General features: G+C 38.3%; 17 protein-coding genes. 6 read left to right on the forward strand and 11 right to left on the reverse strand.

The genetic code is table 11. The features are described 5' to 3' along the window. Nucleotides 1-176 precede the first annotated feature (176 nt). The 5 genes from metF to LVD51_RS11445 form a co-directional block, all read right to left on the reverse strand. Nucleotides 177-1,136 (reverse strand): methylenetetrahydrofolate reductase [NAD(P)H], encoded by a 960-nt coding sequence (gene metF, locus LVD51_RS11425; protein ID WP_236971508.1) that lies wholly within the window; start codon nt 1,134-1,136, stop codon nt 177-179. Between the two features lie 167 nt (nt 1,137-1,303). Then, nucleotides 1,304-1,963: a carboxypeptidase-like regulatory domain-containing protein gene (locus LVD51_RS11430; RefSeq protein ID WP_236971509.1), complete on the reverse strand. Its 660-nt coding sequence runs from the start codon at nt 1,961-1,963 to the stop codon at nt 1,304-1,306. Nucleotides 1,964-2,134: 171 nt separating this feature from the next. Further along, nucleotides 2,135-4,543, reverse strand: coding sequence for an endopeptidase La (gene lon, locus LVD51_RS11435; RefSeq protein ID WP_236971510.1), 2,409 nt, complete (start codon nt 4,541-4,543; stop codon nt 2,135-2,137). A gap of 300 nt (nt 4,544-4,843) precedes the next feature. Beyond that, entirely contained in the window at nt 4,844-6,748 is a 1,905-nt protein-coding gene (locus tag LVD51_RS11440) for a DNA topoisomerase IV subunit B (RefSeq protein ID WP_236971511.1), read from the reverse strand. Nucleotides 6,749-6,835: 87 nt separating this feature from the next. Continuing rightward, nucleotides 6,836-7,336 carry a hypothetical protein gene (locus LVD51_RS11445; protein ID WP_236971512.1) on the reverse strand — a complete coding sequence of 167 codons (501 nt, stop codon included), beginning with the start codon at nt 7,334-7,336 and terminating at the stop codon, nt 6,836-6,838. A gap of 98 nt (nt 7,337-7,434) precedes the next feature. Between LVD51_RS11445 and LVD51_RS11450 the strand changes: the two genes are divergently transcribed. Both LVD51_RS11450 and LVD51_RS11455 read left to right on the forward strand, forming a co-directional pair. Continuing rightward, entirely contained in the window at nt 7,435-7,857 is a 423-nt protein-coding gene (locus LVD51_RS11450) for a hypothetical protein (protein ID WP_236971513.1), read from the forward strand. Nucleotides 7,858-7,982: 125 nt separating this feature from the next. Then, nucleotides 7,983-10,058, forward strand: coding sequence for a TonB-dependent receptor (locus LVD51_RS11455; RefSeq protein WP_236971514.1), 2,076 nt, complete (start codon nt 7,983-7,985; stop codon nt 10,056-10,058). A 124-nt stretch (nt 10,059-10,182) separates the two neighbouring features. Here the strand turns inward: LVD51_RS11455 and obgE are convergent, their stop codons facing one another. The 4 genes from obgE to LVD51_RS11475 all read right to left on the reverse strand — a co-directional run bounded on the left by obgE (nt 10,183) and on the right by LVD51_RS11475 (nt 13,326). Next, nucleotides 10,183-11,217, reverse strand: coding sequence for a GTPase ObgE (obgE, locus tag LVD51_RS11460; protein WP_236971515.1), 1,035 nt, complete (start codon nt 11,215-11,217; stop codon nt 10,183-10,185). Between the two features lie 8 nt (nt 11,218-11,225). Then, nucleotides 11,226-11,810: an adenylate kinase gene (locus LVD51_RS11465; RefSeq protein ID WP_236971516.1), complete on the reverse strand. Its 585-nt coding sequence runs from the start codon at nt 11,808-11,810 to the stop codon at nt 11,226-11,228. Between the two features lie 64 nt (nt 11,811-11,874). Then, complete coding sequence (locus LVD51_RS11470) at nt 11,875-12,666, reverse strand: nitrilase-related carbon-nitrogen hydrolase (RefSeq protein ID WP_236971517.1); 792 nt, start codon at nt 12,664-12,666, stop codon at nt 11,875-11,877. Nucleotides 12,667-12,738: 72 nt separating this feature from the next. Next, entirely contained in the window at nt 12,739-13,326 is a 588-nt protein-coding gene (locus LVD51_RS11475) for a 50S ribosomal protein L25 (RefSeq protein ID WP_236971518.1), read from the reverse strand. Between the two features lie 391 nt (nt 13,327-13,717). On the opposite strand from LVD51_RS11475, the gene LVD51_RS11480 reads away from it, so the two are divergent. The 4 genes from LVD51_RS11480 (at nt 13,718) to LVD51_RS11495 (ending at nt 16,503) form a co-directional block, all read left to right on the forward strand. Beyond that, nucleotides 13,718-14,053 (forward strand): hypothetical protein, encoded by a 336-nt coding sequence (locus LVD51_RS11480; RefSeq protein ID WP_236971519.1) that lies wholly within the window; start codon nt 13,718-13,720, stop codon nt 14,051-14,053. Nucleotides 14,054-14,065: 12 nt separating this feature from the next. Continuing rightward, nucleotides 14,066-14,926, forward strand: a complete 861-nt coding sequence (locus LVD51_RS11485; RefSeq protein WP_236971520.1) for a DUF5777 family beta-barrel protein — start codon at nt 14,066-14,068, stop codon at nt 14,924-14,926. An 87-nt stretch (nt 14,927-15,013) separates the two neighbouring features. After that, a complete protein-coding gene (locus LVD51_RS11490) occupies nt 15,014-16,051 on the forward strand; it encodes a c-type cytochrome (RefSeq protein ID WP_236971521.1) in 1,038 nt (345 codons plus the stop codon). Nucleotides 16,052-16,056: 5 nt separating this feature from the next. Continuing rightward, entirely contained in the window at nt 16,057-16,503 is a 447-nt protein-coding gene (locus tag LVD51_RS11495; RefSeq protein WP_236971522.1) for a GNAT family N-acetyltransferase, read from the forward strand. Nucleotides 16,504-16,521: 18 nt separating this feature from the next. On the opposite strand, the gene LVD51_RS11500 is transcribed toward LVD51_RS11495, so the two are convergent. Next, complete coding sequence (locus tag LVD51_RS11500; RefSeq protein ID WP_236971523.1) at nt 16,522-17,265, reverse strand: SGNH/GDSL hydrolase family protein; 744 nt, start codon at nt 17,263-17,265, stop codon at nt 16,522-16,524. A 6-nt stretch (nt 17,266-17,271) separates the two neighbouring features. Next, nucleotides 17,272-17,889: a trimeric intracellular cation channel family protein gene (locus LVD51_RS11505; RefSeq protein ID WP_236971524.1), complete on the reverse strand. Its 618-nt coding sequence runs from the start codon at nt 17,887-17,889 to the stop codon at nt 17,272-17,274. Nucleotides 17,890-17,894: the final 5 nt, after the last annotated feature.

Raw genomic sequence — 17,894 nt, forward strand, 5'->3', positions numbered from 1 at the left:
GTCCTGTTCTTTTATAAATCCAATGTATAGCCTACATTAATGCATTTGGTATAAGTAGCTAAAATAAGGAATTATTATCAATAACATGATTTCTTTTGATCTGGACCTATACTTCTCTAACGGGATAATGTCCAATAAAAGGATTATCCATTCAGTTGATCTGGGAACAATATTGATTAATATATGGCTTCTACTATTTTACGAACAGTTATGGAATCTCCCATGGTGTAAAAATGAATACACGGCACACCGGCGGCCTTGAGTTCTTGGCATTGGTGAATGGCCCATTCAATACCCACTTCTTTGAGTTTCTTCTTGTTGTCCTTTACTTTGAGGATTTCCTTGGATAAATCACTGGGAAGATTCACAAAAAAGTGACGTGGAATGGAACTCAATTGGTAAAATTTAGTCAGAGGTTTGATGCCAGGCACGATAGGAACATTAATTCCGCTTTGTTTGCATTTTTCTCGGTATTTTAAAAAGGCAGAATTGTCGAAAAACATTTGAGTGACGATGTATTCTCCTCCTGCATCGATTTTTTCTTTGGTAAATTCGATATCGATATCGTGGTTTGGAGCTTCGAAGTGTTTTTCTGGATATCCGGCTATTCCGATACAGAAATTGGTTTTTTGTCCATTTTCAATGTTATCGTCCAAGTATTGTCCTTGATTCATATTTTTGATCTGTCTGACCAGATCAATGGAGAGGGAATGTCCTCCTTCTGTCGGGACAAAGGTTGTTTCAAATTTGCGTGCGTCTCCTCTAAGCGCTAAAACATTTTTAATACCCAAAAAGTGAAGATCGATTAATACATCTTCCGTTTCTTCTTTGGTAAATCCTCCACAGAGCAAGTGTGGTACGGCTTCTACACCATAGCGATGCATAATAGCGGTACAGATTCCTACCGTACCAGGACGTTTTCTAATGGATGCTTTTTCGTAAAACCCATTCTTGTTTTCCTTGTAGACGTATTCCTCACGGTGGTAGGTGACATCAATAAATGGGGGTTTAAATTCCATTAAGGGGTCTAGTGTCTTAAAGATTGACTCTATTCCACCTCCCTTCATCGGGGGTAAAATTTCGAAGGATATTAAACTTTTGCCTTTGGCTTTTTCAAAATATTCTGTGACTTTCATCCTAGGATTTGCTTTGTTAATGCGAATTCAACGCCTTTGATTCAATACAATACTGGCAAAGATAGTTAAAACTGTACTTTGCTTCAATGATTGCTTGCCCAACTCTATGGTATTATATCATCGATGAATTCTAATGGGAGGTAAAGTTAAGTAATCCCTTTATTATTTTAATTAGACTTCTTTTTAAAATCACCGTCTTTGATGGATTTTATAAATTTCGCCCAGGCCAAAGGACTAAAGATATTTTGCGGTGGGGTCTGTCCAATGTAGTAATAGGTTTTAGCTTGTTGTTGTAAGTAGAATGCAGAGGTTTCTCCACCACTTCTCGGCAAAGATTTTCTCAAGGCGATGAGTCGTTCTTCAGATAGATTTTCATCGGCTATGTATTCCAACTCTTGGTTCGGCACTTCTAATGCCAAAAATTCTTCTTTGAAATGTTCTTTACTAGGCCATGGATAAATGGTAGCTTGAGGTAATATAATGCTGTCTTGACTTAACATTTGGACGATGGAATATCGATCTGTGGTCAAGGTGTCGGGAATTACATAGACTTGTTTTTGAAATCCCACGGCAGAGAACTCTATAGTCTGTCCCTTTTTGGCCACTATGGAAAAGAAACCATCTAAATTGGAGTAAGTTCCACGTCCGGTGCCAGGAAGATAAATATTGGCAAATGGAATAGGGGATATGGTATCATTCTGGTCTAGACCAACGACTATACCTGAAAACTGTACTAATTTCTCAGTATCTTTTTCGGTTTGGGCATTGACGGTTGATATCGTCAATATAGTCATCAATGCAATAATAAGAGTATGGTATAACTTCATCTGTATCCTTAGTTAATTAATTGTACTGTGAATGTAACGATTTTTACCGTGAACTAATCTTTTGGCAGCCATATATTTAACCACAGTTTAACGAAATAGCAAAACCCGCCCTTAGACATTTACCTAAGAAAGCGGGTTTTATTATGGTATTATTCAGTCGTATGATAATATTTATTTATCGACAGCAATGTCAATAACTTGATTCATATCTTCCACATAGTGTATGGTAAGACCTTCTAAATATGCGTCATCGATTTCTTTAATATTCTTTCTGTTTTTCTCACATAGAATCAGTTCTACTATCCCAGCTCGCTTGGCAGCTAAGACTTTTTCTTTGATCCCACCTACCGGAAGGACTTTTCCTCGTAAGGTGATTTCCCCTGTCATGGCCAAGTATGGTTTAAGAGGTTTTTGTTTGATTAACGATACCAAACTACTCAACATGGTAATACCTGCAGACGGACCGTCTTTGGGAATAGCACCTTCGGGAACGTGAATATGAATATCTAATTCATCAAAAATTTTGTGGTCTATGCCCAATTCTGCTGCATTGGATTTAATGTAGCTCAAGGCTGTGGAAGCAGATTCTTTCATCACATCACCTAGGTTTCCAGTCAAGGTCAATTTCCCTTTCCCTTTGGACGAAGAGGATTCTATAAATAAGATATCGCCACCCACTGAAGTCCAAGCCAGTCCTACTGCAACGCCGGGAACATTGGTTTCTTTGTACATATCCGAAGAAAATAAGCTCGGCCCGAGTATATCTTCTAGGTCGGTAATTTTGATTCCTACGGTTTTGGCATTTTCCAAAGCAATTTCCTTGGCTGTATATCTCATCAATGCTGCGATCTGACGATTGAGATTTCGCACCCCTGATTCCTTGGTATAGTCGCTGATCACTTTTTGTAATACCGCATCTCCTATGCGAACATGTTTGGATTTTAATCCATGGGCCAGCCGCTGTTCGGGGATAAGGTGGCGTTTGGCAATTTCCAATTTTTCCTCTTGTGAATACCCACTGACCTGAATGATCTCCATCCGATCTCGCAAGGCAGGCTGAATACTACCCAATGAGTTGGCCGTAGCAATAAACATGATTTTTGATAAATCGTATTCTTGCTCCAGATAATTGTCGTAGAAAGTACTGTTTTGTTCAGGATCCAAGACCTCTAATAAGGCAGAGGAGGGATCCCCTCTAAAGTCTTTGCCGATTTTGTCTACTTCGTCAAGAATGAATACAGGATTTGACGATTTGGCTTTTTTCAAAGATTGAATGATTCTACCGGGCATTGCCCCAATATAGGTTTTTCGGTGTCCTCTGATTTCAGATTCGTCGTGTAATCCCCCTAGAGACATTCTAATGTATTTGCGCCCAACGGCTTCAGCTACGCTCTTGCCCAATGATGTTTTACCAACACCAGGAGGGCCCACTAAGCATAGAATGGGAGCCTTCATATCTCCTTTTAATTTTAAAACGGCTAGGTGTTCGATAATTCGATCTTTGATTTTCTCAAGACCGTAATGATCCTTATCTAGTTTCTCTCGAACTTGCTTCAAATCGAAATTGTCATTGGTGTATTCACCCCATGGCAAGTCCAATAAAACCTCTAAATGAGTTAGGGTGATGCCGTATTCTGCTACTTGAGGATTGAGTCGTTGTAGCTTACTTATTTCTTTATCGAATGTTTTTTGAACTTTTTCATTCCATTTTTTATCTCTGGCTTTGGCCTTCATCTGATTGATGACTTCCATCTGTGGATTGTCGCCCAGTTCTTCCTGTATGGTTTTTAGCTGTTGGTTGAGGAAGTAGTCGCGTTGTTGCTTTTCGATATCCACTTTAACCTTGGTCTCAATCTGATTTTTTAATTCCAATACTCGACGCTCATTATTGAGGACATCTAGCACTTTTCGAGCCTTGGATTTGAGATCATTTTCCTCTAAAATGGCTTGTTTTACCGTTAATTTTAGATTTAGATTGGAAGAGATAAAATCCAATAAAAAGACAGGACTGTCGATATTCTTCAACATCATCACCGCTTCTGCAGGAATTTGGGGAGAAAGATCGATGATCTGCTTCGAAGTATCATTGATGGACGATATCAATGCCTGCAATTCGAAATCATCATTATCGACCGACAACTTAGGTAAATACTTAACTTTCCCATATAGAAATGGATGGTCGGATAATATTTCTTCCAACTCAAATCTATGTTTACCCTGTAGAATGGCAGTTAGACTTCCGTCATTTGTGTGAATTAATTTTACAATTCTCGCCACTGTCCCTATGTTGAACAATTCCTCGGGAAGGGGATCTTCTATCTCGGCTTTGCGCTGGGACAATACCCCTATCCACATCGATTTGTCATAGGCTTCCTTCACTGCTCGCATCGATTTGTCCCGACCTACAGTAATGGGGATTACCACGCCAGGAAAAAGTACTGTATTGCGAAGTGCCACCATAGGTAATTCCTTTTTTTCATCGAAATCATCTATGGAGAAATCATCTTGATCTTCTGGGTGAATGTTGATTATATCCTCCTTCTCACTTAACTCATCAAAAAATATCATTTTATCAAACATATCTTGTTTCTAGTATCTTTTTATATTTAAATTCTTGCTTTAATAAGAAGTTCAACTTTTATGCCACCTCGTTATTTTGTTAAATGTTGGACACATTGGCTTTGTTTTTTGACATTCTGTCAGTTGCCTAGATATGGCATAGGAATTGACAAAGCCCATAAAAAAATGCAACATGACTCTTTTGTTAAAAAATCAGGTTGCGTTTTTTCAGTCTTCAAATAGGAATTAAATATTGTCCTTATGGAAAATATTTACAGACTCCCAGTAGGGGAGAAGGCATATTTAACGAATAGTTATCGATTATTCTGTCAGGGCCATGGATTCAACAAGAGGGGCAATATCTTCGCTATCTTCTTCCACCTCATCCAACTCAAATCGAAGATTATCAATGATAAATTCCTGCCTTTCCATGGTGTTCTTGCCCATGTAGTAGGTGAGTAAATCTTCTATCTTGATCTTGTTGTTGAGGTGTACAGGAGCTAGACGGATATTTTCATTAATGAAATTTTCGAATTCATCTGGACTAATCTCACCCAATCCTTTGAATCGCGTAATTTCTGCGTTCTTACCGATTTTTTCAATGGCTAATTTTCTCTCTTCTTCCGTATAACAATATAGGGTTTCCTTCTTATTCCTAACCCTAAAGAGAGGGGTCTCTAGGATGTATAAATGGCCTTCGCGAACCAAATCAGGGAAAAATTGTAAAAAGAATGTGAGAATTAACAATCGAATATGCATACCATCCACATCGGCATCTGAAGCAATAACCACTTGATTGTACCTCAATCCATCTAGTCCATCTTCGATTTTGAGGGCGTGTTGGAGTAAATTGAGCTCTTCGTTTTGGTAAACGATTTTTTTACTCATCCCAAAGCAATTTAAGGGTTTCCCTCGCAAGCTAAAGATGGCTTGATATCTCACATCACGGGCTTGGGTAATGGAACCACTGGCTGAATCTCCCTCTGTAATAAAGATGGTCGACTTTAGTCTCTCTTCGAGATCTTTTTTGGTGTCGCTAAGGTGAATTTTACAATCGCGCAATTTTTTATTGTGAACATTGGCTTTTTTTGCTTTTTCACGTGCAAGTGTTTTTATACCTGCGATTTCTTTGCGTTCGCGCTCGGATTGCTTGATTTTTTTATGAATAATCTCGGCAACTTCTGTATTTCTATATAAAAAGTTTTCCAGTTTATTGGAAAGGAAGTCGTTGATAAAACTTTTTAAAGTCGGCCCATCTGGACTCATATGAGTAGACCCCAGTTTGGTTTTGGTTTGGGATTCGAATATCGGTTCTTCCACTTTTATACTAATGGCTGCAATCACCGATGTTCGGATATCTCTAACGTCGTAGTTTTTATTGAAAAAATTTCTAATCGTTGCCACCAATGCTTCTCTAAAGGCCATTAAGTGGGTTCCACCCTGAGTGGTGTGTTGACCGTTGACGAAGGAATAGTATTCTTCTCCATAGGCTGAGCAGTGGGAGATAGCCATTTCTATATCATCATCTTTGAGGTGGATAATGGGGTATAGTAGCTGATCGACATTGGTCTGATTGGTTAACAAATCTCGCAGACCGTTGTCAGATCGAATTTTAGTCCCATTGAACACTATGGTTAGACCTGCATTTAAGTAGGCGTAATTCCACAACTGTTCTTCGATATATTCGGGATTAAAGCTATAGTTTTTGAATATATTGGGGTCGGGTTCAAATTCGGTATAGGTTCCGTTGCGTTCACTAGTCATGGTGATCTCGTGGTCTTCTGTCAATACCCCTTTTGAAAAACGGGCTACCTTCTTTTGACCTTCACGCACCGAATATACTTCGAAGTAAGTAGATAAAGCATTGACAGCTTTGGTACCCACACCATTCAATCCAACCGATTTTTTGAAGGCTTTGGAATCGTATTTTCCACCGGTATTTATTTTGGAAACACAGTCTATTACCTTACCCAAAGGAATACCCCTTCCGTAGTCTCGAATCTGAATTTTGCCGTCTTCAGTTGTTTTAATTTCTATTTTTTTGCCATTTCCCATGACAAATTCATCGATAGAATTGTCTAATATCTCTTTAATAAGGATGTAGATTCCATCGTCCTTGGACTTGCCATCGCCCAATTTTCCAATGTACATCCCGGGACGCATACGGATGTGTTCACGCCAATCTAATGACCTAATATTGTCTTCTGTATAATTTAAATCTGCCATAATGCCAGTTGTAATGTATTTTGATAATCGTAATACAAATATAAAATTAATTTAATGAAACTGTAGAATAGACTTTCTCCTTGCCAGTTACTTGTTGGCTTCTAAGGGTTTTCCCCCAAAGGAGGGAAATGAAGCACTACCAGAGTGGTTAAAAGGACTTTCGGCGCTCACTTCCATCTTAAACTGTCCAATAAAAGATTTGAAAAAGGCCTCTAATTCCTTGTCATTGATATTTTTTGAGTAAGGCTTTTTAAAGTATTGAAAGTAGTCAATATGGCCTTTTTCATCCAAAAACACGTTGATCCAAATTTTTAATCCCTTAATGTCAAAGTCCAATAATTCGGCATGTGATTCCATAGCGTAAATCATATTTAGCCATTTTTCGAAAGCGGCATTCATATTATTATTGGTTACACTGAGGAGAAATCCAGGATAAGCTTTATATAATTCTGGATAGAGGTTCTCGTATTCTCCAATGTGAAACACCGGTGGCAATTGACCAATGGTTAGTGGTTTTTCCACGTCTTGTCCATATAAGGCTTGACTTAACAGGAAGAAACTTATGGTAATATAATGTCTTATATTCAATCCTTTTAGATCTGATTCAATAATAAATATAAGAAAAAAAAGATAGATCTGACTTTCTCTAGTGAATATTAATTATTTTTAACCAAAGGTTAGGGTTGATGATATACGATATTATAATTTTATGCGTCACGTTGATGGCCATTCTCGTAGCGTGGTATTTGAAAATTAGTTTTGATTGGATTTCCTTTGTATTGGCATTGGCATCTTGTGTGTTAGTGTATTATGTAAGTCCCTATGTCGTAGATTTTGCCGAACACAGTACGACAGATTTTTCTCAGGAGTATTGGTATTTTTTTCTGGTCTTAGTGATTTTAGTACTTTTTTTAGCCGGCTGGTTAATGTTGAAATCAAAATTGGGGTCTCAAATTATTCTCAATCGAATTTTGGGATCATTAATTTTTGGGACAATGATATGGTTGGCTTGCGGTTTATTATTGTTTACATTGTATCAATATAAGATTGTCCCTGAACAGGATAGCCAAATATTATCATGGTTTTTTCATTGGCGAACAATAGTTTAGTAATTTGACTTAAAAAGGTCATGTCTTGGGTCGATAAGACCTCTGTAATCAGGCCGTTGTAATACCGTGATATTTTTATATATTGGCAGCTTTTGAATTCATATAACACTGAAAATAGGACAAGAATGAAACAATTATGTTGGTTGATAGCCATGATTTTTTGCACAATTAATACTTTTGCCCAAACCGATACTGTATTGCATTCTGTCTTATCTGAGTTAAGAGTAGTCGGTTACGACTCTGATCGTCGCTTATTAGAGACTCCTGGAGCCGTGAGTAAAATTTCATCTAAGGAATTGAATATGTTTCAAAGTGACAACATTCTTTATGGACTAAATTTAAGTCCTGGGGTGAGGATGGAAGAGCGGTCTCCGGGCAGTTATCGCATAGCAATTCGCGGAAGTAGTTTGCGTTCTCCTTTTGGGGTGAGAAATGTAAAGGTGTATTGGAATGGTATTCCATTTACCGATCCTACGGGAAGTACAGCATTTAATTTACTCGACCCGGTCAACATCAGTGAAATCGATTTGATTAGAGGACCTGCAGGTAGTATCTACGGAGCGGGAAATGGGGGAGTGTTGCAGATTAAAAGTCGACTTGATATGGATAGTTTGACCTATGTGGAAGCCAATGCCGGTCTGGGATCATACGGTTATCAGAAGTGGGCTTTGAAGTGGAATCAGAAAATAAAAAATGGAGTAATCAATACTAAAATAGCTCGACAATCCTCTGATGGATATAGAGAACATTCTAGCTTGGAGCGCAATACCGTGGAGATAAATGCCGGCTTGCGACCATCTCAATCTCGGAAAATAGGTTTGCATTTTCTGTTCTCAGATCTGGCTTATGATATTCCAGGTGGCTTGGATATCGAGCAATACCAAGAGGATAGACGTCAAGCCCGACCGGGCAATCCCTTTGTCTTGGGAAGTGTAGATGCCAAATCAGGCATCGACCAGCAATACATGTTGTTGGGTTTTCAGCAACAATATATGTGGAAAAACTCTTGGCAGAATCACACCTTGATATATGGAGATTTAAGTCGTTTTAATAATCCGTTTAATCTGGATTACAAACGCGAATTGAGAACGGGCTACGGTATTCGAAGTAGACAGGACTATTTTACCAATATCGCTGGAAAACCGATTAAATTTTCTGTGGGTACAGAATTTCAACAGGGATATACGGTTGCTAGAAATTTTGAAAATGATTTGGGGCAGGCTGGTGATTTAAATTTTGATGACGAGATTAATTCATTTCAATGGTTGGTTTTTGCGAGGACTGAGTTAGAGTTGAGCGATGATATGTTTGTTACCTTGGGCATTAGTCAGAATCAATTGGAATACGATATCAATCGATTGGTCGATCGCAGTTTGGATTCGGCTTATCGAGTGAACAAGACTTTTGAACCTGTTTACGTACCGAGGTTGGGTTGGTCGATGCAGCTGAATGAGTGGGCCCTACATGCCAGTGTGAGTTACGGTTTTTCACCGCCGACTATAGAAGAGATTCGAACCAATGAAGGCAGTATCAATGAAGCATTGGAGGCAGAGCGGGGCAGTAATTTCGAGTTGGGACTTCGCAAATTTTTCATTCAAGATAGACTGTACGTAGACGCGACAGCATTTTATTATTTACTCGACGAAACCATAGTTCAGCAACAATCCGAACGGGGTACGGTACTGTTTTTAAATGCGGGATCTACAGAACAAACCGGTATCGAATTGCAGACAAAATACAAAGTCATCAATAGTGCGATGACATTTGTAGAAGGATGGGATTTGGGGATGAATTATACCTTTCATCATTTCAAGTTTAAGGATTATCTGAAGTTTGAAAATGGAGAAGATCAAGATTATTCTGGCAATACCTTGCCCGGAGTATCTCCGAATAATTTTACCTTTTATTCGATAACAAATTTTAAAGGCAATTGGTATTTCAACGCTTCCTATCAATATGTAGATGGTATATATTTGGACGATGCCAATACGGTACAGACAGATAGTTTTGACGATGTTAAACTCAAAGCGGGATGGAGGTTTAATCTTCCCGGTATCCGGGCAGGAGAATTCTATATAGGGGTAAATAATCTATTCGATCAGGCCTATAGTTTGGGTAATGATTTGAATGCCTTTGGAGGCAGATATTATCAACCTGCACCGGGGATTAACTATTACGGAGGTGTTGTTATTAGAATCTAAAGAAGTCTAGGTCACATTATTGTTGTAATACCGATGTCATGTAGGCATTGGTATTACAATGAACAATAATTCTGTTCATCTCCATTGGCCTCAGCTTAGAAGAGACCATCCTAATTGAATCTCCTTATTCTTCCTCGTCTTCGAAAGCTATTTGGATGGTTTTTTCAGTTTTGTTCATCAACGGCCACAAGGCATCCTTTAACTCTTGAAGACCAGTCTCTGAAGCAGAACTGAAAAATACATAGGGAATATCTAGATCCAAATCTTTAATGATTAACTGTTTTAATTCTTCGTCAATTAAGTCAGATTTCGATATGGCCAATAGACGGGGTTTGTGGATAAGCTCTTTATTGTATTTTTCGAGTTCAGCCAATAAAATATGGTATTGCTTTACAATGTCATCGGCATCGGCAGGTACTAAAAACAAAAGCGCTGCATTGCGCTCTATATGGCGAAGGAATCTCGTTCCTAGGCCTTTGCCCTCTCCGGCTCCCTCAATAATTCCCGGGATGTCGGCCATGACAAAAGATTGATCATCTCTATACGATACCATGCCCAAGTTGGGTACTAAAGTGGTAAATGCATAGCTGGCTATTTTGGGTTTGGCAGCAGATATCACGGACAATAAAGTTGATTTTCCAGCATTGGGAAAACCTACTAATCCAACATCGGCTAAGAGTTTTAACTCTAAAATAATTTCTCGCTCAATGCCGGCTTCACCCGGTTGAGCATATCTCGGTGTTTGATTGGTAGAAGATTTAAAATGGTTGTTGCCCAGTCCTCCTCTTCCTCCAGGAACCAATATTTCTTTTTGGCCGTGTTCGGATATTTCCATTAGAAATTCCCCAGTAATAGCGTCCTTAGCTATGGTTCCCAAGGGAACTTCTAATACAATATCCGCACCATTGGCGCCAGTTTTTAGAGCACCTCCTCCATATTCACCGACGCCAGCCTTGACATGCTTTCTGTATTTTAGATGAAGTAGAGTCCATTTTTGCTGATTACCTTGTAAGATAATGTGACCACCTCGTCCACCATCGCCTCCATCAGGTCCTCCTTTGGGAATATACTTTTCTCGGCGAAAATGTGTCGATCCAGCTCCGCCTTTCCCACTCTTGGTGTATATCTTAACGTAATCTATAAAATTTCTTCCACTCATATAGTTTTTTATTCTTCTACGGTTACTTGGTCAATAACTGCGCATAATGACTCAAATATTTCATCGATATCTCCTGATCCCTTAATGGTTAATGCTTTGTCATGGGCATCATAATAGGCGTATACCGGTTGTGTCTCTTTTTTGTATACCTCTATTCTGCTCTGAATAATGGCCTCGTCCTTATCGTCTGCTCTACCCGAACTTTCACCGCGCTTAATGATTCTTTCGATGATTTCTTTGTCTTCTACTTTTAGGGAGATCAATACATCGATTTCATCTTCGCTTTCCTCTAGCATCTCATCCAATGCTTTGGCTTGGTCAACCGTTCTTGGAAATCCATCATAGATAACACCGAAAGTTGAACCATGTCGAGCTAAAGCCGCTTTCAACATGCCGATGGTTACTTCATCAGGTACCAATTCTCCTTTTTGAATATAACTGGTGGCCAATAGACCCAATTCTGATTTGTCTCCAATTTCTTTTCGAAATAAATCGCCAGTGCTTATGTGAAGTAATCCATACTTCTCAGCTAACTTTTTGGCTTGCGTGCCTTTTCCCGATCCCGGAGGGCCGAATAATACTAAATTGATCATTAATGTTTTCGTTTTTAATAGGTAATGAAAAGATGGTACATTATCGGGTCAAAAGTAGTTAATATCATTCATTCTCCAAAATTGTAAATGCATCACCATCTAATAAAAAGGGATATTTGTTTCTGTACGCCTTTAATTCGGATTTTGAGAGGGCAATAGAATACATTCCTTCTTCCTCTTTGGTATCTATCAGTATTTGACCATCGGCGTTTATAACCATTGAATGACCGCCATATTCAATACCTTCTAGATCTCGACCCAAGCCATTGACTGCAATTAAGTAACACTGATTCTCTATTGCTCTCGCCTTGCACAATTGAATCCAGTGGTTTATCCTCGATTTAGGAAAATTGGCCACACCGATCAATACATCGTATTCGTTGTTGTTGCGCAACCAGACTGGAAATCGAATGTCGTAACATATAAAAGGACGTATAGCGAATTGACTATTTAGGGCTATGTTCACGACTTCTTGTCCAGGGGTAAAGTAATCGTTTTCATGAGCATAGCTAAACAAGTGAGCTTTGTGATAGATGGATAAAATGCCACTGCCTGAGACTAAGACAAATGTGTTGTAATATTTGCCATCGATCAAAGTACATAAGCTGGCAGCAATTTTACTGTCTTTAATCTTGGCTAATTGAATTAATCGCTGCACAGAAGGACCATTTAACGCTTCGGCTATCGGCTCTGGATGGGTGTGAAATCCAGTATTGAACATTTCTGGCAATACATATAAATCAATGGATTCCCTGTTGTTTAGAATTAATTCGGAAATTTTTTCCAAATTACCTTCTTTATCTAACCACTTCAATGAATATTGAACTAAGCCAATATTTAATTTTTCATCCATCATATTATATAAACATAAAAAAAAGGTTGCGAATAATCGCAACCTTTTTTATACTTATCTTGATTGAAAGCTAAATTATGCCTTCTCTTTTTCCGCTTTAGCAGAGGCTGATTTCAATGCTCTTGGTATTTCAATTGAAGCCACAGGGATGTTCATTGAATTCAAGATTGAAATATTTTCGCCGACGGTAATATCTTTTACTCTTTTCGTTCCACCCAAAACCATATCTGAAATATCAACTGATAATTCATCTACCAAATTCTCAGGAGTGGTTTTGATTAAGATCTCACGAACTTTTTGGATCAATTTACCCCCTTCTTTAACACCAGGTGCATTTCCTACACAACGCAAAGGAACGTTTACTTTTACAGTTGTTCCCTCAGTCAATGTTAGAAAGTCTAAGTGTTCAACTTTCTCAGAAACAGGGTGGAATTGTGAATCCTTAAGGATAGAAGTATATTTTTTACCATCTATGGTCAATTCAGCCAATTTAAACTCAGGGGTAAAAACCAAAGTTTTCACCTGTTTTGGATCTGTATAGAAATGAATATTCTCTTCCGCACCATATAGTACACACGGAATCTGACCTTCTCTTCTCAATCTCTTAGAGTTCTTCTTGCCCAAACCATCTCTCAGGTTGCCGGTAATGTTCACTTTTTGCATAATAGATACATTATTTGTAATGGAGCGCAAATATATGTTATTTATTTACATTATCAAACTGTCTTTGAGATTATTATTGATTAAAAATAAAATTTTATTGAGAAAATGTCTTATCTACTTTGTTTTTATCTGTATATTACTGGTTGTTTATATAATCAGTCAGAATAGTTTAACTTCTATCTGGATATGTACTAGGTAGAATAGTAGGACTAGATTTCTTTCTTTTTCATTGAATATCATACTTTGTAATATAGAATTGGTCATAAAACTAATCGGATAAATTTGCCGTTAGGATATAATTGTAAATGCCCTTGGCGAAACTATTAGAATTTTATTAGAAAATTATAATTTCAAATTGGTTTTGCTAAATTTGGCTCAATTATTAAGAATTATGAAAAGATTAGTATTTGCCATCTCATTTTTGTATTTTTCTGTATTGTCTTGTACCAAAGATCAAGTACCACCAAGAGAAAAATGTACCGATGCTGTGACGTATGAAGATATAGAATTTTTGATTGAACGCAGTTGTGCTACTAGTGGATGTCATGACGGTTCGAGTGGATATGGAGACTATCATAATTTTGAGGGAATGAAAACCGATATTGCCAATGGGGGTTTTGAAGCAGAGGTAATCTTAAACGGGACTATGCCCAAGGACGATACATTGTCCACTGAAGAATTTAGACTCTTTCAATGTTGGGTCGATAATGGATATTTAGAGGAATAACGAAAGTATAAAATGATTAAAAATTGGATTTTTATCGCATGTAGCTTGTTTTTTGTTAACCTAATACAAGCTCAGGAAAAGACAGATTACATTTACAAGGATCGCAGAATTATCAATTCGTGGTCCACAGAAGTACTGCCTAAGCGAGTGCTCGATTTTCGAGTAGGACATAGGTTTGGCGATATTTCTGGCTCTAGTGGTGGATGGCAAACTTTTTATGGTTTGGAAAATTCTACAGATGTTTTAATTGGCTTTGATTATGGATTGACAGATAAGATTACCATTGGGGTAAGTCGTGCCAAGGGAGCGGGGCCACTTGGACAGTTGGTCAATGGTCAATTGCTTTGGCAGATAGCCAGCCGTGGTACAGATAGACCTGCTTCATTGGGGCTAATGGGTATGGCTACTATGTCTACGATGGCTAAAAGTACCAATCCCTCAGCACTAAGTTATTTCCCAAAATTTGAACACCGGTTTATATATTATGGCGAATTAGTGGCGGCAAAACGTATGGCTAGATGGTTGTCTGGTTCTTTGGGTTTGAATTATGTCCATAGAAATTATGTGGGATTGAATGGCGAAACCGATCTCTTTGCAGTTACTGTAGGTGGAAGAATTCAATTAAGTCGATCTATTTCTTTAATTGCAGAAGCGACCTATCCTATAAGTGTAAACTTATCAAAGGACGATAATTATTACTTTCCCCTTGGTTTTGGATTGGAGTGGGAGACCGGAGGAGGTCATATCTTCCAAATTAATTTAATCAATTCCAAAGGGATGATAGAAACCGATTATATTCCCTATTCTACCTCTAATTGGGAAGATGGCGGAATACGAATGGGCTTCACTATTTCTAGAAAATTTAAGACTTAATAGATACTATAAAGTAAGAAAAGGGCTGAATGTTTAACTTTTATAGACTTGGTCCAATAATTGGAATGATGGTAAAATGATTAATAGATGAGAAAAGTCATATATAGTGGTGTAATTATCCTAGCTGTGCTGTTGATGGGATGGCAAAAGGCGTCTATCAATTTTACATTGAGTGAGGATATGCCTTTAGCGGAAATTGTAGAACAATTGGAAGGGAAACCCAATCCCTATCATCCGGATGAATCATTGGAAGGAGTATCTGCTGAAAGCGGAAGAGAATTGTTTTTTGAAGGCGAGACAAAACAGCCAGGTAGTTTTTTTAATACCAGAAGAGTAAGTAAATATTTTACTTGTAACGCCTGCCATAATACTGAGCGCGAAGATGCAGATCTTACCAACCTAGATCCCGAGGCTAGATTGCAGTATGTGATTGATAACAATTTGCCCTTCTTGCCGGGAACAACATTATGGGGTGCTGTCAATAGAGAAGAATTCTATAACGATGATTATTTTAAAAAATATGGGCAATTGGTCTATCCCGCTCGAGATAATTTAAGAGAAGCCATTCAATTATGTGCCATAGAATGTTCTCAAGGTCGTCCTTTAGAAAAATGGGAAGTAGAATCTATTCTCGCATATTTTTGGGAAATTGATTTGAAAATTGGAGATTTAGATTTAAGTGAGAGTGAGAAGTTATCTATCGAAAAGGCTATTCAAGATAGAGACCCAGAACAGTCCAGTGAAGTGCTAAAATTGTTGAAAACAAAATATCCTCTAAAATCTCCAGCTACATTCCTAGATCCTCCTTCTACCAAAGAGGAGAGAATATTTGTATCTGGTGACCCCATTAGAGGTCAACATATATTTAAATCTTCTTGTCAATACTGCCACTATGATAACAATTTTAGTTTTTTTGAATTGAATGATGACAAAATGACGATGAAATACCTCTACCGTCATTTGGCAGATTACGATATTAAGTCAGTCTATCAAGTATTGCGCTATGGGACGCCACCCAAGGCGGGGAAATACGCTTATATGCCTCAATATACCGAAGAGCGAATGAGTAAGGCTCAAGTAGTCGATTTGATTACTTATATCAGACGAGAAGCGGGAAAATTATAAAAATTATGAGTGTATTGATTAGAAAAGGTGAGGCCAGTGATTTGCCCAGTGTGTTTGAACTGGTAAAAGAACTCGCCGCCTACGAAAAAGCACCTGAACAGGTTACGGCTACTTTAGCGGATTATCAACGCGACTTTGACGAAAATATATACGATTTTATCGTAGCGGTTCAAAACGATGACATAGTGGGTATAGCATTGTTCTATATGACGTACTCCACGTGGAAAGGCAGAATGTTGTTTTTGGAAGATTTCGTGGTAAGAGAAGAATTGAGAGGGCAGGGATTAGGCCAATTGCTTTTTGATGCGACAATAGAAGAAGCCAAACGAAGAGAATGCAAATTGTTGAAGTGGGAAGTATTGGATTGGAATGAACCCGCTATCCAATTTTACCTAAAAAATAATGCCGTCCTAGAGAAGAATTGGTGGGACGGCAAAATCTATTTTAATTAATGGATTATTGGCTTGTTGTTATACACATTTTTTAAAGGCCTTCATCCAATGGCTGGCCATTAATTGAGCGCCGGCAATCGATGGATGAACCCCGTCTGGAGCCCAATACGATACAGGGGCAGTTTTCATGGCTTTGTCGAATATTGATTGATAGGGTATAAATTCAGCCTTGAATTCTGAGGCCAATGCCTTTGCCGTAGCTCGGTATTCATCAAATATGGGCAACCATTTTTTTAAGTCTATAGCTGTACCTCCTTTGAGAATAAAAGGTTCACCGATAATAAGTTTTACATCGCCCAAAGTATCCTTGGTTTGAGTTAACAATGCCTTGTAATCATTGCGGTATATATCGATGGTGCCATTGTATTTGCCATTGATGGTATGCCAATGATCGTTCACCCCTATGAGAATGCTTACCAAATCGGGCTTTATGTCTATGGCATCTTCCCCCCACCGGTCTATCAACTGATTGACCTTGTTTCCACTAATGCCCTTGTTGTATATTTGTGGCTGTAATTCTGGATAGTTTTCTAGGATGGAGGCCGATGCTAAAAAAGCATATCCCTTGCCTAGGGCACTTGAATGATTGGCTTTGTGTACTTTTCTGTCTCGTCCTGCATCAGTAATCGAATCCCCTTGGAATAATATTGTTTTTATATTTTTGGAAGGCTTGGGGCTGATTGGATTACCATTCATCTGGGGTAAAATAGAAGCTGTCGCCAAAATAGCTGATGTAGTCTGTACAAATTTTCTTCGTTTCATATTTATTTAACTGTTTTTAGGAATAAATGCCAAAGACCATTTCTTTTTAACGGCCAATATGCGTATAAAAATAATTAAAATTATAGTTATAATAATATTAAAAGCCTGGTTGTCATATATTTTTTCTAGTAAAATATAACATATCCCTCCTGTTAAACAAGCTGTTGCATAAATCTCCTTTCTAAAAATCAAGGGTACTATATTGGTGATTAAATCTCTAAGTACACCGCCAAAAACCGCTGAGATAACCCCCATGGTTAGGGCTATAGAGGCTGGGAATCCCAAAGAAATAGTCTTTTCCAGTCCTATTATGGTAAATAATCCGATGCCTATGGTGTCGAATAAAAACATGGTTCGGCGCAGTTTGAGAATGTGAGATTGAAACAATAGTGCCAGTAAGTATCCGATCACTACATAAGTCAAATACTGGGGCTGACTCACCCATAGGACAGGGGTGGCACCCAATAGAAGGTCTCTAATCATTCCTCCGCCCAAAGCGGTGACAAAGGCTATGACAAGGGAACCAAATAAGTCAAATCGATTGTTGATGGCAGTCAAGGTGCCACTGATGGCAAATACGATGGTTCCAATGATGTCTAGATATAGGACAAAGGTGATGTTCATGTCTT

Source organism: Membranihabitans marinus (assembly GCF_021729155.1).
Classification (GTDB): Bacteria; Bacteroidota; Bacteroidia; order Chitinophagales; family Saprospiraceae; genus Membranihabitans; species Membranihabitans marinus.